The sequence below is a fragment of the Colwellia sp. MT41 genome (assembly GCF_001444365.1).
GTDB lineage: Bacteria > Pseudomonadota > Gammaproteobacteria > Enterobacterales > Alteromonadaceae > Colwellia > Colwellia marinimaniae.
The window spans coordinates 2,435,281-2,459,489 of sequence record NZ_CP013145.1; the positions used below are offsets into that span (position 1 = coordinate 2,435,281).

The 24,209-nt window shown below is 41.3% G+C and carries 20 protein-coding genes; 7 read left to right on the forward strand and 13 right to left on the reverse strand.

The genetic code is table 11. The features are described 5' to 3' along the window. Positions 1-117: 117 nt before the first annotated feature. From CMT41_RS10395 to CMT41_RS10405, 3 genes are all read right to left on the reverse strand, one after another. Positions 118-720, reverse strand: a complete 603-nt coding sequence (locus tag CMT41_RS10395; protein WP_058027204.1) for a hypothetical protein — start codon at positions 718-720, stop codon at positions 118-120. A gap of 205 nt (positions 721-925) precedes the next feature. Next, complete coding sequence (ggt, locus tag CMT41_RS10400) at positions 926-2,686, reverse strand: gamma-glutamyltransferase (protein ID WP_058027205.1); 1,761 nt, start codon at positions 2,684-2,686, stop codon at positions 926-928. Next, a complete protein-coding gene (locus tag CMT41_RS10405) occupies positions 2,686-3,423 on the reverse strand; it encodes a tRNA-uridine aminocarboxypropyltransferase (protein WP_232299944.1) in 738 nt (245 codons plus the stop codon). The genes ggt and CMT41_RS10405 overlap by 1 nt, the downstream gene beginning before the upstream one ends. Positions 3,424-3,552: 129 nt before the next feature. Here CMT41_RS10405 and rrtA point away from each other — a divergent pair, with 129 nt between their 5' ends. Beyond that, positions 3,553-4,170 (forward strand): rhombosortase, encoded by a 618-nt coding sequence (rrtA, locus tag CMT41_RS10410; protein WP_058027206.1) that lies wholly within the window; start codon positions 3,553-3,555, stop codon positions 4,168-4,170. Between the two features lie 66 nt (positions 4,171-4,236). Here rrtA and galE read toward each other — a convergent pair whose 3' ends face one another. From galE to CMT41_RS10445, 7 genes are all read right to left on the reverse strand, one after another. Beyond that, on the reverse strand, positions 4,237-5,259 hold the full coding sequence (galE, locus tag CMT41_RS10415) for a UDP-glucose 4-epimerase GalE (RefSeq protein ID WP_057181232.1): 1,023 nt from the start codon (positions 5,257-5,259) through the stop codon (positions 4,237-4,239). Between the two features lie 125 nt (positions 5,260-5,384). Beyond that, positions 5,385-6,380 carry a hypothetical protein gene (locus tag CMT41_RS10420; RefSeq protein ID WP_058027207.1) on the reverse strand — a complete coding sequence of 332 codons (996 nt, stop codon included), beginning with the start codon at positions 6,378-6,380 and terminating at the stop codon, positions 5,385-5,387. A 27-nt stretch (positions 6,381-6,407) separates the two neighbouring features. Beyond that, complete coding sequence (gene cysC / locus CMT41_RS10425) at positions 6,408-7,022, reverse strand: adenylyl-sulfate kinase (protein ID WP_057181234.1); 615 nt, start codon at positions 7,020-7,022, stop codon at positions 6,408-6,410. A gap of 62 nt (positions 7,023-7,084) precedes the next feature. Continuing rightward, positions 7,085-8,827, reverse strand: a complete 1,743-nt coding sequence (locus CMT41_RS10430) for an SLC13 family permease (RefSeq protein WP_058027208.1) — start codon at positions 8,825-8,827, stop codon at positions 7,085-7,087. A gap of 122 nt (positions 8,828-8,949) precedes the next feature. Next, positions 8,950-10,350, reverse strand: coding sequence for a sulfate adenylyltransferase subunit CysN (gene cysN / locus CMT41_RS10435; RefSeq protein ID WP_057181236.1), 1,401 nt, complete (start codon positions 10,348-10,350; stop codon positions 8,950-8,952). 80 nt (positions 10,351-10,430) lie between these two features. Then, a complete protein-coding gene (gene cysD / locus CMT41_RS10440; RefSeq protein WP_057181237.1) occupies positions 10,431-11,330 on the reverse strand; it encodes a sulfate adenylyltransferase subunit CysD in 900 nt (299 codons plus the stop codon). Between the two features lie 258 nt (positions 11,331-11,588). After that, entirely contained in the window at positions 11,589-11,918 is a 330-nt protein-coding gene (locus CMT41_RS10445) for a ComEA family DNA-binding protein (protein ID WP_057181238.1), read from the reverse strand. Positions 11,919-12,244: 326 nt separating this feature from the next. Here CMT41_RS10445 and CMT41_RS10450 point away from each other — a divergent pair, with 326 nt between their 5' ends. The 4 genes from CMT41_RS10450 to CMT41_RS10465 are packed head-to-tail and all read left to right on the forward strand — an operon-like array spanning position 12,245 to position 15,810. Beyond that, positions 12,245-13,141 carry a metal ABC transporter substrate-binding protein gene (locus CMT41_RS10450; RefSeq protein ID WP_058027209.1) on the forward strand — a complete coding sequence of 299 codons (897 nt, stop codon included), beginning with the start codon at positions 12,245-12,247 and terminating at the stop codon, positions 13,139-13,141. Then, a complete protein-coding gene (locus CMT41_RS10455; RefSeq protein ID WP_057181240.1) occupies positions 13,138-14,016 on the forward strand; it encodes a manganese/iron ABC transporter ATP-binding protein in 879 nt (292 codons plus the stop codon). The genes CMT41_RS10450 and CMT41_RS10455 overlap by 4 nt, the downstream gene beginning before the upstream one ends. Then, complete coding sequence (locus tag CMT41_RS10460; RefSeq protein WP_058027210.1) at positions 14,013-14,918, forward strand: metal ABC transporter permease; 906 nt, start codon at positions 14,013-14,015, stop codon at positions 14,916-14,918. The genes CMT41_RS10455 and CMT41_RS10460 overlap by 4 nt, the downstream gene beginning before the upstream one ends. Next, entirely contained in the window at positions 14,905-15,810 is a 906-nt protein-coding gene (locus CMT41_RS10465; RefSeq protein WP_058027211.1) for a metal ABC transporter permease, read from the forward strand. Before CMT41_RS10460 ends, CMT41_RS10465 begins: the two co-directional genes overlap by 14 nt. A gap of 18 nt (positions 15,811-15,828) precedes the next feature. Here the strand turns inward: CMT41_RS10465 and CMT41_RS10470 are convergent, their stop codons facing one another. The 3 genes from CMT41_RS10470 to CMT41_RS10480 form a co-directional block, all read right to left on the reverse strand. After that, positions 15,829-16,356, reverse strand: coding sequence for a TlpA family protein disulfide reductase (locus tag CMT41_RS10470; RefSeq protein WP_057181243.1), 528 nt, complete (start codon positions 16,354-16,356; stop codon positions 15,829-15,831). Positions 16,357-16,504: 148 nt separating this feature from the next. Next, complete coding sequence (locus CMT41_RS10475; RefSeq protein ID WP_058027212.1) at positions 16,505-17,881, reverse strand: class II fumarate hydratase; 1,377 nt, start codon at positions 17,879-17,881, stop codon at positions 16,505-16,507. 86 nt (positions 17,882-17,967) lie between these two features. Beyond that, a complete protein-coding gene (locus CMT41_RS10480; RefSeq protein WP_057831521.1) occupies positions 17,968-18,339 on the reverse strand; it encodes a hypothetical protein in 372 nt (123 codons plus the stop codon). A gap of 238 nt (positions 18,340-18,577) precedes the next feature. Here CMT41_RS10480 and mfd point away from each other — a divergent pair, with 238 nt between their 5' ends. Continuing rightward, the gene (mfd, locus tag CMT41_RS10485; protein ID WP_058027214.1) at positions 18,578-22,264 is read left to right on the forward strand and encodes a transcription-repair coupling factor; all 3,687 of its coding nucleotides are present in this window, start codon (positions 18,578-18,580) and stop codon (positions 22,262-22,264) included. Between the two features lie 144 nt (positions 22,265-22,408). Further along, positions 22,409-24,169 (forward strand): CsiV family protein, encoded by a 1,761-nt coding sequence (locus CMT41_RS10490; protein WP_058027215.1) that lies wholly within the window; start codon positions 22,409-22,411, stop codon positions 24,167-24,169. Positions 24,170-24,209: the final 40 nt, after the last annotated feature.

The following is a 24,209-nucleotide window of genomic DNA, read 5'->3' on the forward strand; positions in this document are numbered from 1 at the left end:
AGTATCCTGAGTATGTAAGGATATAGCGCTAAGTTTAGCTGCAAAAAACTGACTTGAATTATTAACATTTAAATTATACTGGTAAAGTACTGCCCTTTACTGACAGTGAATTGCCAACTAATAGCCTATCTGGCGACCAAAGCGATAATTAAAACCAATGAATAAGGTACTGATACTGCCGAAGTCAGAAAAACTTGGGTAATGCTTAAAGCCGATGTGCATAGCAGAGTTTTTGCTGAAGCTTTTTTGTAAAGAGAAAGAGAGCACCGGATTGATATCACCTTGCTTAGCAAAGAAAATATCATCCCGGTCAAAGTCGGGTCTAAAGACAAGTTTATGTTCGCTGAGATTAACCGAAGCACCTAGTTGCAACTCAAACATCAGACTATTAATGAGTTTGTCGTAAGATCTTGGGTAATAACGATAGCCTAGAGCTAAGTCGATTGTTTGCAAGCTAAATTCAAAACCGGCTTTATCCCAAACATCACTGATATCATCTAAATCGGCAATCGTTACATGTTCAAAACGGTGGTAACTTACCTGCCAATTAAACGCCTTTTGCTGAAAAAATTCATCGCCAATTGAAAGGCTATAACCAAAACTGGTCTCTTGATCGACTTTATGCAATTGCACTGAACTTTCAAGTGCATGACTATTGCCATGAAAGATGACCATAAAAAGGCACAACAGTTGTGCGATATACTGAAGGTTTTTCGCCATTACTATTTTACTCCTGCCAACAATTTGTCGGTATTAGAGGTACAACATATAAATAGAGTTAAGCAAAAATCGCACCAAAATAAGGTGCGTTGTTAGAATTAATCATGGTTTCGGGGCTATGACCATACGCTGGGCGCGTATCTTCCCCTGCGGTTAACAAAGTAGCCTAGTGCGTCGGCATATTGATATTATTTCAACGCTAGGTTTAACGCCCTAACGCCAGTCCTTCACGGCGCGGATCTGCACCACCAACAAGTCCGTCTTTGGTCACTTCAATGCCGTGTAAACCACTATTTAGTGGCCTAACGTTCACCCTATGTCCTCTTGCTTCCAGGGCCGGCTTTAACTTGGCTATAGCGGTATTTTGCTCTAACGTGGTGACATAGTTGCGGTTAGTCACTTTAGGTAAGTTAATCGCTTGTTGTACATTGAGCTGCCAATCTAAAACACCGACAATGGTTTGCGCGACATAATTAATAATACGGCTACCACCGGGGGCACCGATCACCAAACGTAATGAATTATCTTCATTAAAGACCATAGTAGGTGCCATCGAGCTGCGTGGTCTTTTTAACGGTTCAACACGATTAGCAACCCACTGACCATCACGCTTTGGCGCGAAGGAAAAGTCGGTTAGTTGATTATTTAAAATAAAACCCTGTACCATTAAAGCCGAGCCAAAACCATTTTCAATACTGCTGGTCATTGAAATGGCGTTACCTTGCTTATCAACAACGACCAAATGCGTAGTAGAGGGTCTTTCAATAGCGTTATCATCGGCAAACTCTAAACTATTTTGTGGACTACCCGCAACGGCCTGGCCCATATCTCTTTTTTCATCAATTAAAGCGCCACGTTTCGCTAAGTAATCAGCGGCGAGTAAACCGGCAATGGGCACACTAACAAAATCACTATCGGCAATATATTTATTCCTATCGGCAAAAGCTAACCGCGCACTTTGCGTTAATAAGTGCACCGCCTGTAATGAGTTAGGCGGATATTGCGCAAGTTCAAAGGATTGCAATTGCGCTAATATTTGAATAACAGTGATACCACCAGAGCTTGGCGGCGCCATGCCACACACCTTATATTGATGATAAGGTGCACAAACAGCAGCTCGCTCTATCGCTTGATATTTTTTCATATCATCAAGACTTAACAGTCCAGGAGAAATGATTGCATGTTGCACTTTTTCGACAATTTTTTTCGCTAGCCAGCCCTGATAGAAAACCTCAACACCCTCTTTAGCAATACTGCGCAAGGCTTTGGCAAGCTGAGGGTTCTTCAAAGTATCACCGGCTTTTATGCCAATACCATTGGGTGAAAAATACTGCTTAATTTCTGGCAAGGTATGTATGCCTGGATTAAAATTCATCCCTAGTAATTTTTCTAAACGCTTCGAGACAATAAAACCGTTATCGGCTAAGTCAATCGCTGGCTGAAATAGCACCGACCAAGGCAGCACACCAAATTGTTGATGAGCTTGATTAAGCGCGGCAAGTAAACCCGGTACACCAACCGATTTACCACCCACAACCGCATCTACCCAATTTAAGGGTTTACCCTGTTCATTTAAAAACAAGGCACTGCTTGCTTGTTGCGGCGCCGTTTCTCGGCCATCAAATGTAGTTAATTGTTGTTTTTTATTATGCCAATGCAAGATAAAAGTTCCACCACCAAGGCCTGATGATTGTGGCTCAACTAAACTCAGCACCAGTTGCGCGGCAATAGCAGCATCCACAGCACTACCACCTTGTGCAAGCATGTCCACACCAGCTTGACTTGCATAAGGGTTAGCAGCAACGACCATATATTGCTTGGCAGAAACCGCTTGTTTTTGATTAAAACCGGTTGCGCCTTCGGGTTCACGAATTTCAGCTTGTGCTTGCGCTGCTTGGCTAAGAAGAAGCTGAGCAACAATCAATGTTAGCGTATAAAAACGTTTTAAAAATGCATGATGTATCATCAAGTTTCCTCAGGGGTTTTATGCTCAGGTCTAAAAGATAACTGAAATTGGTTAAATTGTTGAAATTTTTCCAGTAAAGGCTGATATTTACCGGCATTTTTCGGGCTCACTGGTAAATCGTCATTACCCTGTTCAAGAATGGCTAAAGCATAACAGCTTGCTTCTAAACTAGATAAGGCATTTTTTTTCGCGACTTTTCGAATATGGTATTGCCCTGCATTGGCCAAATGCTCAGGCAGGCACACTTGCGGTAAATGTTGCAAGGTGGTTGACAACATAAACATACGATAGGCTTTTTTCCAAGTTGCATCGAGAATAACGAGACAAATAGGCTTAGTATTATCTGCAATAATATACTGATTTTTTTCTGCACCAGGCCGATGATTAGTCAATTGCACCAGTAAGTTAATATCCAGAACATGTGCTTGCTCACCTGGATAGAGCAAGACTGGTTGATACTGCGCCATCACAGATAAAAAACTGGGCATAGTATCAACAATTTCACCAACCAGTACCTGGCACTTGCGTAGCGATTTAGCTAATAAAGTAACCGTACCTTTAGTGTGGCATTCTTCACTCGGGTGTTGTAAAACCACAAGGTGGATATCATTTGCTATATCCGCAGTAAAAGCACAAATACAAGCAATTTTAGGCCGATGACAGCTAGGGCAAAGCGTTCTAGACATAGGTAAATAAATTAAAGCACTATTAATAAAGCAGTCATTGTATACTTTCATTAATTTTTTATAAATCCATATCTTATAAATACCAAATAAACACTCGACCAACCGCTGACTATAAATTGATATGTGATTTACAAGTGATTTATAAGTAATTGATAAAATTAACTAATAGCCATTAAATACATGAAATTTACCGTTAAAAACTTACCTTTTGCCAAGCAACACAGTCTGCTCGTGTTAACCGTTGCCTTTTTGGCTATTCTGGCTTTTTTGTTCGATACCGCCCTGAGTAAACCTTTAGTTTACCAACAGCAATTAATCAGCCAAGGTGAACTATGGCGTATTTTTACTGGCCATTTCTTGCACACTAATGGCTTTCATCTGCTATTGAATTTGGCGGCATTAATACTGTTATGGGCATTGCATGGCCAATTTTACAGCTTAAAAAATTACAGCCTGTTATTTATCAGTTCGGCTTTAACGTGCAGTGCCGGCTTGTACTTTTTTTCCCCTGATATCCATCAATATGTCGGCCTCTCAGGGGTATTACACGGAATTTTTATTTTTGGGGCCATGATGGATATCCATCATAAAGATAAAACTGGCTACCTGTTATTCATCGGCGTCTGGTTGAAAATAGCCCATGAGCAGTTTTACGGGGCCAGTGAAGACGTGTCGGCCTTGATTGATGCTAGTGTGGCAATTGATGCGCATTTATGGGGCGCAGTCGGTGGCTTAATATTTAGCGGTATGTATTTGCTTTATCATTTAAAGAGTAAAAAAAAGACCAAGAGCAGTTAGCTGTTAGTCTTTCGTTATGATGGCAACGGGTATATATATTGTTAACTGGCTGATAGCCTATTAGCTTTAAAAACCATTAGGATTTTCTGACTGCCAGCGCCAGGTATCTTGGATCATAGCGGTTAAGTCTAGCTTGGCTTGCCAACCTAATAGTTCATGGGCTAATGAAACATCAGCATACACGGTCGCTAAATCGCCAGCTCTACGCGGCACGACTTGATAAGGAATAGGCTTTTTACTGATGTCTTTAAAGGTATTAACAATTTCTAATACTGAGGTACCGTTACCCGTGCCTAGGTTAATTGCCTGACAACCTGTTACCGTGCCTTTCGCATGACCAAGACTTTCTAACGCTTTGACATGACCTTGCGCTAAATCAACCACATGAATATAGTCACGCACGCCAGTACCATCTGGGGTATCATAATCATCGCCAAAAACTTGCAATTGCGCTAAACGCCCCACGGCAACTTGGGCAACATAAGGTAATAAATTATTAGGGATACCGTTTGGATTTTCACCAATTAAGCCCGATTGATGGGCGCCAATCGGATTAAAATAGCGTAAACAAGCAATGGACCACGCGGGATCACTTTTGGCTAAATCAAAGAGGATATTTTCCACCATTAACTTAGTTTGACCATAAGGGTTAGTCGCTGAAGTTGCCATGGTTTCAGTTAAAGGAGAAACGTTATTGCCATAGACTGTCGCTGAAGAGCTAAACACTAAGTTTTTAACATTATGCTCGGCCATCACTTGCAATAAAGTTAAGGTACCGGCGACATTATTTTGATAATAAGCCAAGGGGATTTGATTGGACTCACCTACCGCTTTAAAACCAGCAAAGTGAATAACTGCAACTATATCATGCTGGGTAAATATTTGCTCTAAGGCATCGACATCACAGATATCTGCTTTTATGAAAGTCACGGTTTTATTGGTGATAGTTTCCATACGCTCAAGCACTTTAGTGGACGAATTTGATAAATTATCGACAATAATTATATCTTGCTCATTACTGCTTTGTAGTAATTCTACTATGGTATGACTACCAATATAACCGGTGCCGCCTGTGATTAATAAACTCATGGTATTCCTTACTCTTATCATTTACTTGTTAAAAGCTAATAAAGCCGTGCAACCTAATAGCACTATTTTAACGCTTAGTTTTTCACTTTGATAGTAGTTTCTGACCTTGGTACTTGCTATTTGTTTCACTGTTGATAATAACTGCTAACTTGGTTAATAAATTCATCTAAGCGACTTTTGGGTAAAGCATTAACCCCCGCGGCTGCGGCTCTACCGCCGCCAGTTGGAAACTGAGCACAAAGTTCACCGGCGCCTTGTTTATTATTTAACGGTGCACGTAAACTTACCGTATAACTTTGCTCGCTTTGTTCACTCTGGGGTGTTTTCGGCGGATTGAGGGTGATAACGATATGAGCTTTATCGGGTGCTTGATTAGCCAAGGCGTTACCAAAAACGCCACTGACTCGTCGAGCCCAAGGGGCATCTTCAAGGACAATAGTCTGCACCAAGTCATTATCACTCAGTACTTTAGCCGCTTCAGCCTTTTCCATATCAGCTAAATAGGCTGTTTTCAATTGGCTAAAAATAGAGTCTTGTTGCGCAATTAATTCAAAGGGGTCTGGGTAGTGGGTTAATAGCTTAAATAACTCTGCTGGATGAAAATGTAAATCACTGAGCGCCTGTCCATAGCCGTTGTAATTGATATACGTGCCGAGCTCATTAAGTTGTCCTTGCTGTAACTCAGATAAAGCAACTTTTTTTGCTAAAGCTCTGGCACTAGCATGCATATTATCACCATACGCTGCCGCTATTGCCCAGTAGACATATTTACCGTTAAGGTAGTCATTGATTAATAAACTAGTACAAGTATTGGCATCCGTATCAAGTATGCTGGTGAATAAAGGTGATTGTGGAATATCACCGGTACGATGATGATCAACATAAAATACCGGCACTTGTGCCGAAAGTAAATGTTGTAACGCCTGACTGTTTTTTTCTAAAGAGATGTCTAATACGGTTACCGAAGTGGCTTTGCTGCTATCGACTTGTTGCAATAAGTTAATATCACGCTTAACACCCGTGATCAGCTGATAAGGTGCTTGCTCATGACCTTGAGCTAAATGAAGCTGTAATAAAGCAATGATGCCATCGGCATCACCATTAAAAACATTATAATGCATGGAGGTGATTTTCCGTTTTAGTGCAGCTTAATTCAAGTTATCAACGCTAATAAAATTATGCTCGATTAAGTAAGCGACAATTTGCTCGGCGCACTGCTCAATTGAGTTTTCTGCTGTTTTGATATGAATTTGCGGTGCAGCAGGTACATCATAGTTTGAATCAATGCCAGTAAAGTCCTTGATCTCCCCAGCTCGTGCCTTTTTATATAAACCTTTAGGATCACGCTGCTCACAAACACTTATTGGCGTATCAATATAAATTTCAATAAATTCTCCGGCGGCAAGTTTCGCTTTTGCTAGTGCTCTATCACTGGCAAATGGTGAAATAAACGCGGTTGAGACAATAAGGCCGGCATCAAGAAATAACTTGGCGACTTCAGAAATTCTGCGAATATTTTCAATGCGCGCTTCATCACTAAAACCTAAATCGCCATTAAGACCATGGCGGACATTGTCGCCATCGAGTAAATAACTATGACAGGAATATTTATACAATAAAGCATCAACGGCATTAGCCACGGTAGACTTACCTGAGCCACTTAAACCGGTATACCAGAGTAACGCTGGCTTTTGTTTTTTCAACGCGGCGCGTTGCCCTTTACTGATGTGTTGGTTATGCCAAACGGTGTTTTCTGTTTTCATTATGAAACTCTTGTTAGGTAATTGACGGCATTAAGTACACGTTCAAGCGGTACTGCAATGACTTAAAAAGGGAAAACTAACGGGATCATCAAGATCACGGTAATAGAATAAATAATGGAAATCGGTAAACCAAAACTGACAAAGTCTTTTAATTGATAGTTACCGGCATTATATACCATGACATTGGTTTGATATCCGTAAGGGCTAATAAAGCTGCCACTAGCAGCGAAGGCCACCGCCATAACAAAGGGGGTAGGATCAACACCAAGCCCTAAGGCAATATTGTAAGCAATAGGAAAGGCTAACGCTGCTGCGGCACTGTTAGTGATCAGCTCGGTCATGATAAGGGTCAAGATAAATATAACCACAAAAGCCAGGTAGGTACTGTGGCCGAATAACAAGGCCTCAATGTTTTGCGCAAACATGGCGGCTATACCGGTATTTTCCACCGCCGATGCCAAGGTTAACGCCCCTAAAACTATCATCCATATCTCTAAGGGGAAACGACGCTTTATTTCATTGACCGAAAGCGAGCCACTAAAAATCAAAAAAGCTAAATAAACAAATAAGCAGCTAAGTAGCGGTAACGGGGTACATACGGATACTAGGATACTGGCGATAAAGCCCCAAACTGTGGTGTGATCACGCCAGCCATTGAGCATATTATCGGCTTGATGACCCGATAATATGTAAAAGTTTTTCGATAGATTCGCTCGAGTAGAAAAATCTTGACCAACGGCTAATACCAGAAAGTCACCTGGTTGCAGCACTATATCACCCAACTTGCCCGATAAAGCACAACCTTCTCGGCGCACGGCCACTACGGCAGCATCAAAGCGAGCACGGAAACCGGCACTTTTTAAGGTTTTTCCGGCAATAGTGGAATCGGCTTTAACCAGTACTTCCGTTAGATTATCACGCAATAAGTTATCTCGCAGTAAATTACCTTGCTCGGCATATAAATTTAAGCCATCAAACTGCTGTAAGGTCAGTACTTTAGAGATATCACCACTGAAAATTAGTTTATCCTTTGCTTGCAGGTTTTCTTCTGGCTTCACTGGTGAGATTAATCGTCCCTGACGGACTATTTCAACTAAAAACAAAGCGTCTAAATTTCTCAGGCCATTCTCTTCAATGCTTTTACCTATTAAGCTTGAGGTCTGCGCGACCTCGGCTTCGAGTAAATAATCATTGGTGACTAATTCATCATCAACCATGTTGGGTAAAGAGCTACTGCGCAGTAAAATAACCGCCAAACATAAAACAAAAGCCGCTAAACCAATTAAGGTAAAATCAAAAAAATTAAAACCTTGATGGCCTTGCTTAATTAATAAACTATTGACTATAAGGTTGGTGGATGTACCAACTAAGGTCAGTGTTCCGCCAAGAATTGCAGCATAAGAAAGCGGTAATAATAATTTACCGGCGTTAATGAGCTTGTTTTTTTTCACGGTATTAATGAGTGTGGCGACCACAGCCGTGTTACTCATGATAGCCGATGCCAAGGCGGTACCGAGTAATAAACGTAAGGTGGATTTCGTTTCAGAGCCGTTAAAAACCCCGGCAGATAAGCGCCGTAAAATACTGGTGCGTTCAAAAGCGAAAGAACATATCACCAATAAAACCAGCGTCACTAGACCCGGGTTAACCGCATTACTCAGGATGTCATCAACACTGACAAAAGACAAAGCCAAACACACGAGTATAGTCACGGAGAAAACTCGCTCTGGTACTTGGCTGTATTTAACTAAGCTGATAAAGGTGCCGAAAAAGACAGCTATCATCAACCACTGCTCTATTGTCATTGTTAAACCTCATAAAATAACAAAGTAGCGCGAACAAGTTCCCGCTGACAAATCATTTAACTTGTCGGCGGGATTTTAATCGCGCTTTAGGCTTGTAGGCGGGATTTTAATCGCGCTTTGAGTTATTTAGTGATGTCGCGAGCACCCCAGTGTGGGAACTGCTTGCGAACTAGTGCATTCAACTCTAATTCAAAGCTTGAGTACTCATGAGTTTGTTCATCAATAGCATGATTAATCATACCGGCACCAACAGTGACGTTACTTAATCTATCGATGATGATAAAAGCGCCCGTAGCTCGGTTGTCTTCATAAGCATCAAAATGTAAGGTTTCACTGGTAACAAAGTTAACGATACCTATGTCATTAATCGCTAATTGTGAGCTAGGCAATTTTTCCATGGTATTAATGTCATACTTGCTAGCAATACTTTTAGCATGACCGGTCGTCATTTTACTGCCGTGCTTGATATAGTATTCACGACCGGGCTCAAGTTCATTTTCATGCATCCAGACGACCGTGGCACTAAACTCTTTCGCTGAAATAGGCAAGCTGCCTTTTTTAACAATGCTTTCACCGCGACTGATATCAATTTCATCTTCAAGGGTTAACGTTACCGCCATGCCTTTATCCGCACGTTCTAAATTACCATCAAAGGTGACAATTTCTTTTATCACACTTTCTTTACCTGATGGTAATGCCACTATGGTATCGCCAACGAGGACATGACCTGAAGCCACAGTGCCGGCAAAACCGCGAAAGTCGAGATTAGGACGGCTAACTAATTGTACTTGGAAACGAAATTGAGTGAACTCTTCTTTGGTCTTAATATCTATGGTATTAAGCAATTTCATTAAGGTTGCGCCCGGATACCAAGGCATATTTTTACTTTCGTCAACCACATTGTCGCCATTTAACGCTGACATAGGAATAAAACGGATATCAGAAAATTCAAGCGACTCAGTAAATTCACGGTACTCTTTTTTAATCGCTTGGTAGCGCTCTTGTGAATAATCAACCAAATCCATTTTATTGACGGCAACAATAATGTGTTTAATACCTAATAATGAACAAATAAAGGAATGACGACGAGTTTGAATTTGCACACCATAGCGAGCATCAATCAAGATAATGGCGATATCACAGGTTGATGCACCAGTCGCCATATTGCGGGTATATTGCTCATGACCTGGGGTATCAGCGATAATAAACTTACGTTTATCGGTAGAGAAATAACGATAAGCAACGTCTATGGTAATGCCCTGCTCACGCTCAGACTGTAAACCATCCACTAATAACGCTAAATCTATATTATCACCGGTAGTACCTGATTTTTTTGAATCTTTTGCAATGGCAGCAAGCTGATCTTCAAAGATCAACTTTGAATCATGCAATAAACGACCAATTAAGGTACTTTTGCCATCATCGACACTACCACAGGTTAAAAAACGTACTAACTCTTTGTTTTCATGTTGCTTTAAATAAGCTTGAATATCTTCTTCGATTAAGTCTGATTGGTGACTCATAAGTTGTCCTTGGGAAATTTTTTATCAATTCTCGTCAAAAAATGGTGCTAAAAAGTAAATGCAGGCTTAGCTGTTAATATTTAAAAGTAGCCTTCCATTTTTTTCTTCTCCATCGAACTAGAGCTATCGTTATCTATCACGCGCCCTTGACGTTCAGAGGTCTTGGTTAATAACATTTCTTGAATAATGGCAGGTAACGTATCCGCAGTTGACTCAACCGCGCCCGTTAGTGGGTAACAACCTAGCGTTCTAAAACGCACACTCTTCATTTGAATTTCTTCATCTTCACCAATGGGCATACGATCATCATCCACCATGATCAAGGTACCGTCACGCTCAACTACAGGACGAACCTTGGCTAAATAAAGCGACACAATAGGAATACTTTCTAAATAGATGTACTGCCAAATATCAAGTTCAGTCCAGTTAGATAACGGGAAAACACGGATGCTTTCGCCTTTATGGACTTTACCATTGTAGATATTCCACAATTCAGGCCGTTGGTTTTTTGGATCCCAGCGATGGTTTTCATCACGAAAAGAATACACACGTTCTTTCGCACGTGATTTTTCTTCATCACGACGGGCGCCACCAAAAGCGGCATCAAAACCGTATTTATTAAGCGCTTGTTTCAAGCCCTGCGTTTTCATGACGTCAGTATGGGTAGCACTACCGTGGGTAAATGGCCCCATGCCCATAGCCATGCCTTCGGGGTTTTGATGAACAAGCAATTCAAAGCCATACTCTTTCGCTATTTTATCGCGAAAGACTATCATCTCTTTAAATTTCCAGTTGGTATCAACGTGTAATAATGGGAAAGGAATTTTACCTGGCGCAAAGGCCTTACGGGCAAGGTGCAATAATACCGCGGAGTCTTTACCAACAGAATAGAGCATTACTGGGTTATCAAATTCAGCCGCTACCTCACGAAAAATATGGATAGACTCGGCTTCAAGTTTTTTTAAATGGGTTAAATTCATCTGCTAATACAAACTCTATGAGAAATCAATAAAGCTATAATGACATAAATAGAGTTAACTTCTATATAACAAACGCATTAAATATAACTAAAAGTAATAACTAAAAGTAATAACTAAAGGAAATAATTAGCTTAGGTTTTTATTACCAGGTGTCCTGCAAGCCGCTGTTCATCATTTATAGCCGCTAATTTTTTGCCCTTTAAAAGTACAAAAAAAGTCAGCCTAGGCTGACTTTTAAAGATAATATCGCCACTGCTATTAAATACTTAAGCGCGATTTATTGGCTTTCACTATCTTTTCACCAATACCACTGACCTTAGTTAGTTCATTTATCGATTTAAACCTACCAAACTGCTGGCGATAAACAATAATGGCTTGAGCTTTGGTATGCCCTATACCTTTTAGACTGAGCAACTGCTCGAAAGTTGACTTATTAATATTAACCATGCTTTGCTGTTGCCTGACCTCGGTTTTACTCGCTGATACGGAGGGAACATCTTTAGCATGGCTGACGACCGTGCTTATTGACAAGAGTAAAGCTAATGATGCAGTAAATAACGCTCTAGTAAGTACATTTGATTTCTTCATATAGTTCTTCCTTGATATGGATTATAGGGGTGAATGCCAGTTAAAATTTAACCCTTAAACTGTATAACTAATAAGTCGCTAGCTTAGCTAGTCACTCACTAGGTTTAGTTGTCATGCTTGCTAAAGTCAAAAATAATTTAGCGCTAACAACACTAAAAAACGAACGCTTTATCACTAAAAACGTCCCTGCTCTGATCAGCACGCCCCCATTGACTTGATAGCTAAGCCAAACAACAATCGCAAATGATAATCATTATCATTGCTAACTTTATGGTTAACTGCTAGCATTCATTTATCTCTTTACGCCCCTTAAAAAGGAAAGATATATGGCGCGAATTTTTTACCTGCTTTTATTGATGATATTACTAACGAGTACCACGATGGCAATGGCCGAGCCGACTAAAAAGTTTAAAGTACTCACTAGCTTTACCATTATTGCCGATATAGCAAAAAACATCGCCGGTGACGTAGCTCAAGTTGAGTCGTTGACTAAAGTCAATGCCGAAATTCATAATTATCAGGTAACGCCGAGTGATATCCGCCGAGCCGTTGATGCTGATTTGCTGCTATACAATGGCTTAAATTTAGAACGTTGGTTTGACAAGTTTCTTAATAACCTAGCGGGTGTTCCTAGAGAAGTGATCAGCAAAAACATTATTCCCTTAGGCATTGGTTTAGGGCCTTATAAAGGCAAACCGAATCCCCATGCTTGGATGTCTGCTGACAATGCCATTATTTATATTGACAATGTCCGGGCAGCATTGGTGAAACATGACCCTAAAAATACTGCCACTTATAATAACAATGCCAAGATCTACACCGCTAAGTTACAAGCAGAGTTAGCGCCATTAAAGCAGCAACTTAGCCGTATTCCAGCAGAGCAGCGCTGGTTAGTGACCAGTGAAGGCGCCTTTAGTTACTTGGCCCGAGATTATCAATTAAAAGAGCTGTATTTATGGCCGATTAATGCCGATGCTCAAGGTACACCACAGCAAATAAGACACGTCATAGATAAAATCAACGCGAATAACATCAACACAATATTTAGTGAAAGTACCGTGTCGGCGAAACCTGCTCAGCAAGTTGCTCGGGCTACTAACATACACTACGGCGGCGTACTTTATGTCGACTCTTTAAGTAATAAACAAGGTCCTGTGCCCAGTTATATCGAACTGCTCAAAGTGACTTTAACGACTATACATCAAGGGTTACTCCAGCAATGAAAGGTTTAGAAGTTAACAATATTAGTGTCAGCTACAACAATGGTCATTGCGCATTAGTTAATGCCAGTTTCACCTTACCAATGGGCTCAATTACCGCCTTAGTCGGTATTAATGGTAGCGGTAAATCAACCATGTTCAAAGCCATTATGGGTTTTGTCTCTCTTAGCCAAGGTCATGTCGAAATATTGGGGCTAACGGTTAAAAAAGCGTTAAAAAGCAATCTAGTCGCTTATGTGCCACAAAGTGAAGAAATTGATTGGCATTTTCCTATCTTGGTTGAAGACGTGGTTATGATGGGTCGCTACGGTCATATGAACATGTTTAGGCAAGCGAAAGAAAATGATCATGTACAAGTGGAGCAAGCCTTAGCTCGCGTTAATATGAGTCAATATCGCTACCGTCAAATCAACGAGCTTTCTGGTGGCCAGAAAAAACGCATTTTCCTTGCCAGAGCACTCGCGCAAGAAAGCCAGGTTATTTTACTCGATGAACCCTTCACCGGCATAGATGTACAAACAGAAGAGCAAATAATGGCCTTACTAAGGGGCCTTCGTGACGAAGGAAAAATCATGTTGGTATCCACTCATAATTTAGGCAGTGTGCCTGAGTTTTGCGATAGAACGGTATTCATAAACAAAACCATTTTGGCGCAAGGTGAAACCAAGCAGGTTTTTACCCAAGAAAACCTGCAAAAAACCTTTGGCGGTGTCCTACGTCACTTTGTTTTGGCGGGTGATACGCTTCATAAAGATGATGATGCTAGGCAAGTGACTATTTTATCCGATGATGAACGTCCGGTAGTGCTGTACGGAGAGCAAGATAACAGTAAATTGCGCCGCCATGCTGATAGCGCCAGTGAGGTTATTGAACAATGATTGCCGAGCTACTTAGCCCCTTTAGCTATGATTACATGGTTACCGCTATGTTTGTCAGTGCCCTAATTGGCGGTGTTTGCGCCTTTTTATCGGTGTATTTAATGTTAAAAGGTTGGTCGCTGATAGGAGATGCTCTCTCTCATTCTATCGTACCCGGTGTGGCTGGTGCCTATATGTTAGGGCTACCTTTTGCCCTTGGTGCCTTTTTTTCTGGTGGTTTAGCGGCAACCACCATGTTATTTTTGCAACAAAAATCAAAACTAAAAGTAGATGCCATTATCGGTTTGATTTTCACCTCCTTTTTTGGCTTAGGGCTATTTATGGTGTCCCTCTCACCAAGCTCAGTCAATATTCAGACCATAGTGCTAGGCAATATCCTAGCAATCACCCCACAAGATACGGTGCAATTAGTACTAATCGGTGGTATTTCTTTAGCAATTTTATTAGTAAAGTGGAAGGACTTAATGGTGGTTTTTTTTGACGAATACCACGCCCGTAGCATAGGTTTAAACCCTGGGGCACTTAAAATACTGTTCTTTACTTTACTCAGTGCCTCGACTGTGGCGGCGTTGCAAACGGTCGGTGCTTTTTTAGTGATCGCCATGGTGGTCACTCCTGGGGCAACCGCCTACTTACTCAGCGACCGGTTTGTCAATGTACTTAAACTGAGTGTTGCTATCGGTACTAGCAGTGCTTTTTTTGGTACTTATTTAAGTTACTTTATTGATGGTGCCACCGGCGGCGTTATCGTGTTATTACAGGCAAGTATATTTCTGCTAGCTTTCGTTTTTGCCCCTAAATATGGTTTGCTCGCCAGTAAGAAAAAAAAGCGTCAGAACTTGAGCCAAAGTGCGTTAAACAATAATAAGCCAGAGCAAGAGGTGGAAAATGTCATTGTTTGAACCTCTATTAACCAATAGTTACTTAGCTTTATTATTGGAGCCTCTGCAATTTACCTTTATGGTGCAAGCCTTTATCCTAGTGATACTGATAGCGATACCAACCGCCCTATTGTCTTGCTTTTTAGTACTCAAAGGCTGGTCATTAATGGGCGACGCCATTTCACATTCAATCTTACCTGGGGTAGTTATCGCTTATATCATGGCAATCCCCTATGCCATAGGGGCCTTTATCGCAGGCATTTTTTGTGCGCTAGCCACTGGTTATATTAAGGATAATTCGCGTTTAAAAGAAGATACCGTAATGGGGGTGGTTTTTTCTAGCCTGTTTGCCTTAGGTCTAGTACTGATGAGTAAAATTGAAACGGGTGTGCATCTGGACCATATTTTATTTGGTGATCTTTTAGGACTGAGTTGGGAAAACATTATTGAATCAGCCGTCATCTCAATAGCTGTGATTGGCTTTATCGTGGTTAAAGGCAAGGATCTAGTGGTTTATGTCTTTGATCACCAGCATGCAAAAGCCATTGGTTTATCGGTAAAGTTTTTACATTACAGCTTACTGGTCACCTTATCTTTAACAATCGTCGCATCATTAAAAGTGGTTGGCATGATTTTAGTGATCTCTTTATTGATAGCGCCAGGTGCTATTGCTTTTTTATTAAGCAATAAATTTAGCCATATGCTCTGGTTAGCTGTGCTTATTTCAGTGTGCTGTTCAGTCACTGGTGTTTATCTGAGTTTCTTTATTGATAGTGCACCCGCGCCAACGATAATATTGCTGATGGCAGTGCTTTTTATTCTGGTGTTTAGTTACCAACAAATTAACAGCGCCATGATGAAGAGGCAAGCAAGGTCAAACAGTGACACCAGCACAAAAACGTCCGCATGGTGAGCTGATGTCATCCGCCAGTCAGTGCCAAATTATTTTACTTAATTGCGCTTGCCCTTCAGCTAAAGTCATTTGTATCACTTTATTATCTTCATCAACACTGATTAATCGCGGTATGCCGCCACCAGCAAACCTTTTATAAATACTACGGTCTTCATCAATCGCTAGTGCAACGTTAATACCATGTTTATCTCGCCAAGCTTTAACCGTTGCTGCATCTTCTTCTCTAGCAATAGCAACAATTTCTATGCTGTTATCTTCGAGTAAAGGCGAGTTATTTAACGCAGCCAGTAAGCGGTTAGAATCCGTACACCAGGTAGCAAAGAGCACAATTAACTTTTTCTTATCTCGGCGATGTAAATTCATTTCAACACCATCAATGGTGGTAATCGAATGAATGGGTAATATATCCCCGCTAGTAATATATTCAGGGAATGTCTTGGGCTCAGTATTGACCAATACACCTGGGCTTTGACATGCCGACAGGACTAACCATAAACAGGCAAGTGTGCTTAATTTAATGGTGTTATTAATGAGCTGTTTTAACATGTAAAAATCCCTATGTAGTCGGTGTTATGGCTTTAATCGTTGTTAATGCCGTAAAATAGTACCGCAAATTATGCTCAAGTGATAAGTTGTTAGCATAAAAAAAACGCCGCAGCGTTTTTTTATCAGTTAGTACGGATAACTACGGTATTTATAAACCACCATAAGTCAGTTTGGTTGGCTCAAGTAATCGTTCTAACTCGGTGCGAGACAGTTCGGTATGTTCTTCAGCTACCTCAATGATTGGACGATTTTCTTTATAGGCCAATTTTGCGATTTCGGCCGCCTTGGTATAGCCAATTAACGGGTTAAGGGCGGTGACTAAAATAGGATTCCGGGCTAAGGCCTTATTTAAGTTATCGGCACGAACGGTAAAGCTGGCAATGGCCTTTTCCGCCAAAAGTTCGCTGACATTACTGAGTAACTTGATGCTATTAAGTAAGTTATGCGCCACCATGGGTAACATAACATTCAACTCGAAATTACCTGACTGACCACCAATGGTGATAGCCGCATCATTCCCTATCACTTGCGCAGCGACCATAGCTGCCGCCTCAGGAATAACGGGGTTAACCTTACCGGGCATAATTGACGAGCCTGGTTGTAGCGCTTCTAACTCTATCTCCCCTAAACCAGCTAAGGGACCAGAGTTCATCCAGCGTAAATCATTGGCAATTTTCATAATAGAAACAGCAAGGGTTTTTAATTGTCCAGATAAAGCCACAACGGTATCTTGAGTGCCTATCAGGAAAAAAAAGTTATCACCTGCTTTAAAGGTTAAACCGGTAGTGCCACTCAGTTGGCGAGCAAATTCATCGGCAAAATCCACATGGGCATTTATGCCGGTACCCACCGCGGTGCCCCCTTGAGCAAGTAATTGTAATTTTGGCTGAAGACTACGCAATAAATGAATATTTTGCTCAATCTGACTAGCCCAACTCAGTAAACTTTGACTAAAACGCACTGGCATAGCATCCATTAAATGGGTACGGCCAGTTTTAACATAACTGTCCAGATCTTGCGCTTTCACTTCAATAGTTTGTTGTAATAGCACTAAAGCGGGCAACAATTTTCGCTCAAGCGCAATGGCGGCACTGATATGGATAGTACTCGGAATGACATCATTACTACTTTGACCACAATTAACGTGATCATTCGCACTGACCGGCTCGCCCAGCTTTAAAGTCGCTAAATGAGCAATCACTTCGTTGGCATTCATATTCGAGCTAGTACCAGAGCCCGTTTGATAAATATCAACCGGAAAGTGCTGTAATACGTTAACGGAATTAAGTAGGTCATGCACAGCAGCAATGATTCCTTGGCCAAGCTTTTTAGAAATCAAACCTAATTTGATATTAGCCGCGGCCGCAGCTGCTTTCACCATTAATAATGCCCGGATAAACTCTTCCGGCATAGTCTGACCACTGATGGGAAAGTTGTTAATGGCTCGTTGGGTTTGCGCGCCATAAAAGGCTTCAGCAGGAACCGCTAGCTCACCCATGCTATCTTTTTCGATGCGTGTTTTCATAAAATACTCCTTGAATAAATGCTTTAGTGAAAGAATAAGACAGGGTCTTAAAAAAAATTGTCAGTAATAGCCATTAACAGTGGCTTTTAACAATGAAAGTATTGACTGGTTATATTTAATTCTAGCCATAAATGCCGTAAACGCTTCTTACTTGCTTCACATTGGCTAATACGATTTAAGTCAGTTAGAGGGCGGTAAATATTATCTAAACAAAGTTGCCGCCAGTGCTCAGATAATAAATTATCGCAAATAGCATCAAGCAGTAGGCGGAATTGTCCTTGATACAACTGCCAACGGGCGTCTTCACTAACATTGATATCACTAGCAGTAAACAGTGTTTGCTCTGCCATGAGCCAAAAAGAAAGTAATTGTGGGTTATCTTCATCCTCAGCATAACGGACCTTTTGACGAACACTGTTAATCGCCGTTGTTTGTATTTCGAAGTAGGTAAAAATCACACATAAACCCCATTGCAAATGATTCTCATTATCATACAATAGATTTTACCGTTAAACAATGACGACAATGAATGAGCAACGCTATTCAGTACTACCTATTGACCATTAACAATGACCGCCACTAATGACTGTAACGAATGAAAAGTAATAAAATACAACTAAAGCATTTATCTACTAGCGCTTTAGCCTTAGAATAGCGGTCATTATTGTTTCGCCTGTTAATTAGTGTAAGGAAATCATGAGTAAAGCAAGCAGTCTATTGACCCCTGTATTGGCCAAGCGCCGTGGCAAGAACCCCGATAAGAAAAGCTGGCATAATTTACATGGTAGCAGTAGTAGTTTAGCCTTATACCAAGCAGCGCAAACCGCGCAAACGCCTATTTTAGTGATTACCAGTAATACCCCGGAAGCGCTAAGAATAGAGCAAGAATTACTCAGTTTAGCCAAAAGTGCTAGTCAAAGTTCTAATCTCAGTTCTAAGCAAAATAAGGCCAGCATCAGCTTATTTCCCGATTGGGAAACCTTGCCTTATGATAATTTCTCCCCTCACCAAGACATTATTTCTCAGCGCCTGGCCACGCTTTATCAACTATCACGGATGGAGTCTGGCATTATTATTGTGCCAGTGACCACGTTAGTACAAAAATTAGCCCCCAAGCAATACATTGAAGCAAATAGCTTAGTGATAAAAAAGGGTGAGAAAAAAGATTTGCAGCAAATGCGGCGTACGCTTGAAGCGAATGGTTATCGCCATGTTGAGCAAGTAATGGAACACGGTGAATTTTCTGCCCGTGGCGCCATTCTCGATATATTTCCCATGGGCAGTAAAACCCCGTTTCGTTTAGACTTTTTTGATGACGAAATTGATGAAATAAGACTTTTTGATCCCGAGAGCCAACGTTCAAAAGATAAAATATCGGCAATTAACTTACTACCCGCTCATGAATTTCCCACCGATGAAGCCGGGATTAATTTATTTCGTCGCCAATACCGTGAGCAATTTAGTGGCAACATTCATAAAGAGTCCATTTATCATCAAGTCAGCAATGGCATTTTACCCCCAGGCATTGAATATTATCTGCCGCTATTCTTCGATAATAAAGAGTTCGATAATAAAGAGCTTGATAATAAAAAAACTGCCAAGCAAGGTGCTAATACCGTCAAAGCTAAGCCTAATAATATTGGCCTTAACAATACCCTGTGCGATTATTTAACCGATAATACCCTCATCGTTATCAGTGGTGATATAGAACACTCTTTAGCACAATATTGGCTTGATATTGATACTCGCTATGAAAACAGACGCTATGATCCAACGCGGCCTTTATTGCCACCCGAGCAACTTTTTTTAACAGAAGCGGGTCTATACAGTGCGCTTAAACCTTTTGACCGTATCACCATTGCAAAAACTGTTGCTGTCGAGCCAGACCTTAACAAAAGTGACGACCAAATCAGCGCTGAAGACAGTGTTGAACTGGCCGCTAAAGCTAAAAGTAAAACGAGCCAAATATACTTTGATGTTAAGCCCCTGCCAGATTTAACCATCAATCATAAATTAAAACAGCCCTTTGAGTTAATTAACCAGTTTATTAGCAGTAAAGAAACCCCAAGCAAAATACTCTTTATCGCCGAAAGCCAAGGCCGACGAGAAAGCGTGTTGGAGTTACTGGAACGCGATAATATTAAACTGACACAATTTTCCTGCCTCGATGACTTTATCAATGCCAGCGACGCCATAGGCATAACGGTAAATAGTTTAAGCCAGGGTTTTACCTTTCAAGCGAAAGGCACGAGTGCCAAAAACGCCATTGCTTTAATTACCGAGGCAGAGTTATTGGGCGATCATGTTGCCCAAGCCAGGCGGAGAAGCAAAGCACAAGATATACAAGCAGATGCCATCTTTAAAAACCTGGCTGAACTCAGTATTGGCCAAGCCGTAGTACATATTGAGCATGGCATTGGCCGTTATCAAGGTCTGCAAACCATAGAAAATGGTGGCATTACCACAGAGTTTTTAGTACTGAGTTATGCCAATGAAGCCAAACTTTATGTCCCAGTTGCCTCACTACACCTTATTGGTCGCTACTCAGGCGCAGACAGTGAACATGCACCGTTACACAAATTAGGCACTGATACTTGGAGTAAAGCCAAACAAAAAGCGGCGGAAAAGGTCCGTGATGTCGCGGTAGAATTACTCGATATTTACGCCAAACGTGCCAGTAATCACGGTCACGCCTTTAAACGTGACAAGCAAGACTATCAAGCGTTTAGTGACAGCTTTGCTTTTGAAGAAACCTTCGACCAAAAACAAGCAATTAACGCGGTAGTCAGCGATATGCTCTCCCCAAAAAGCATGGACAGACTGGTTTGTGGTGATGTCGGTTTTGGTAAAACCGAGGTAGCCATGCGCGCGGCTTTTGTCGCAGTCAATGATGGCAAGCAAGTCGCTATTTTGGTGCCGACCACCCTATTGGCACAACAACATTACGAAACTTTTAGAGATAGATTTGCCAACTGGCCGGTAGTGACAGAGGTATTATCACGCTTTAAAACTGCTAAAGAACAAAAAGAAATCATCGCTCGAGTAGAGTCCGGGGAAATTGACATTCTTATCGGTACTCATAAATTACTACAAAATAGCATTAAATATAAAGATTTAGGCTTACTTGTTGTCGATGAAGAACATCGATTTGGTGTTAAACAAAAAGAGAAAATCAAACTATTGCGCAGCAATGTAGATATTTTAACGCTCACGGCAACACCTATCCCACGGACATTAAACATGGCCATGGGCGGTATGCGTGATTTATCTATTATTGCCACACCACCAGCAAAACGTTTGGCGATAAAAACTTTTGTGCGCCCATACGATGTCGCTTTGATTCGCGAGGCTATTCTAAGGGAAACCTTACGTGGTGGTCAGGTGTATTTCTTACATAACCATGTCGACACCATAGAAAAAACCGCCGCTGATATTCAAGCTTTAGTCCCTGAGGCACGTGTAGTCACGGCTCATGGACAGATGCGCGAGCGTGATCTTGAGCGTATTATGAGTGACTTTTACCATCAACGATTTAACGTCATCGTCTGTACCACCATTATTGAAACCGGTATTGATGTGCCCAGTGCTAATACCATTATTATGGACAGAGCCGACCGTCTTGGTTTAGCACAATTACATCAACTGCGTGGTCGAGTTGGTCGTTCACACCATCAAGCGTACGCCTATTTATTAACGCCCGATGAAAAAATCATGAGTAAAGATGCCAAGAAACGCTTAGAAGCTATTGCCTCACTGCAAGATTTAGGCGCTGGCTTTACCCTTGCTACCCATGATTTAGAAATTCGTGGTGCTGGAGAATTACTCGGTGAAGATCAAACAGGCTCAATGAGTCAAATTGGCTTTAGTTTGTATATGGAGATGCTCGATCATGCCGTAGCAGCACTAAAAGAAGGTAAAGAATTATCACTGAATCAAGTGATGTCTACCCAAACCGAAATAGAATTAAGGGTACCCGCACTACTGCCCGATGATTATATTTTTGATGTTAGCTTACGCTTAAGTTTATATAAACGTATTGCCAGTTGTAAAAACAAAAGAGAGTTGGATGATATACAGGTGGAACTAATTGACCGTTTTGGTTTACTGCCACAGCCAAGTAAAAATTTAGTGCAAATAGCCAAAATTCGCCTTAAAGCGCAAACCATTGGCATATCACGTATTGAAGCAAGCACCACAGGTGGCTCCATTGAGTTTAGTGATAAAACCAACGTTGACCCTAGGTTAATTATTGGCTTAATTCAAAAACATCCGGCGGTTTATAGTATGGCTGGCGCAAGTAAATTGAAGTTTGTCAAAGCAACCGAAGATGCGCAAGCTCGCTTTACCTTAATTGCCAATATCTTAAATGACTTAGCCAAATAAAGACTTATAATGGTAAACTTGAACCAGTAATGTTTTAGCAGGCTTACCTTGTTCACGCGCTTTACAAGTGACCTTTATTGATAGCAATAAAGGTCACCAGCCTTGCTCGATAGCTATAATTTTGCCTTAAAATACGGACTTTTAATGAAATACCACTTTCTTCTTACCTCGGCATTAACTTCATTATGCTTGTTAAGCAGTAACACAGCACTAGCGGCTAACAGCACTAAAGTACCTGCAGAAAAGCCAGCACGCTGGTTTGAGATTGAAGTCATTCTGTTTAAACACCTCGCAAAAAACTCCGACAATAAAGAGCAATTTACCGCCAGAGATCTCAGCGCTAAAAAACGTGTCGCCTTTGATTTATTAACACCCTACCTACAACCTAACATTGCCTCATTAAAGCAATTACTGCCCAACTGTGAACAACCACAGAGCAAGTTACCCTATAACATCACTATGACCCCATATCACTTATGGCCAACTGTTGCTGATAAACAAGTGAGTGATGAAAAAATTACTGATGAGCAGAGTGTCGACACAGCAAGTGAACAAAATAACACTCAAGCTAACAAAGAAAATAATGCAGCAGTATTTTCATCAGCGAATATGTCGGTAATTGTGCTGGCCGATGCCAGCCATGATAGTGCAGCAGTTGGGCTTGCGGCAGAAACAGCAGCCAACTTGGCCGAACGGAGTGAACAAGGGCAATATGTTCACATGGAACTGCCTGTTTATACTCAATATCCGAGCTCTAGTCAGGCCGCCTTTTGTGTCATTCCAGCCGATTTTTTCCAACAGCACCTAAGCGCTGAGCAACTTGCACACTTTAGTATCGATGGCTTTGAGGTAGAGAAATTAGCAACCACAATCAATGGCATTGAACAATGGCGAGACGATGAAAATGGTGCCATCATTTGGGCCAGTGATAAGCCCTACTTAATTAGCCAAGATTCGCTACGGTTAAAATCTATCGCTAACCGCATCAAGCGCTCTCGTGATTATAAACCATTATTACATCTGGGCTGGCGCCAAATTGGCGCCAGTAGAAGACAAGCACAAGCGATGCAGTTATTTGCTGGTGAGCATTTAGAGCTTGGCTACCAACAAGCACTCACTCAACAGCAAGGGGAGCAAAATACCCTGCAGTTACAAGCTATTTTAGCGCAACGACAACAAGCACTTATTAACAGCCAATTGCTGATGGTTGAGAGTGACGGCGAAAGTATGCCAGTGCAAGCTAACGACACAGCTGCGCTGAATAAGACACTTATCAATGCCGACACAGACCCCAGCAACTTAGATGCGCCTGGCAGTACCTTAATCAAGCTGGCAAGCTTAGATGAACTTTCAATCACAGAGCAACTACGCCAGCAAGCCAAGCAGCAACAACTTGACAGTATCTATCAGCAGTTTGCCGCATTAGACTCGGCCTTGTTAAACGCTTCTTTGTTAAATAAGGCCGAAGCTAGCGATACGAGTGTCAATGGTGCTAAAGCTACTGACACTGAAGAAGTAATTAAAACTATTGTAGCCCAGCTCTCTGCTGACATTAACCAGCAACAACGCAGACAATTGACCGCCAAGGACGAGCAAGAAAAGCCAGTAGCAACACCACCACTGCAACCTTGGTATCTTGATGGGCTATTTAAAGTACACCTAGAGCATTACCTTTATATTAATAGTGAATTTAATATGGTCGAGACGTCAAATCAGCCATCGATGATAGCGGGCAACGCTGATAAAAATGCTAAAGATAAGATCATCTCTTTTAAGCAAAGTCGTCGAGTGATCACCGGCGAAATCCATTATTTTGACCACCCATACATAGGTATGATAGTGCAGATCAGACGCTTTGATCCAAGTAAACCTGCTAAACAAGCAGTGACGCAATCGAAAAAATAAAGATAAGCAACAACAATATCAAACCAACAATTACCATAAG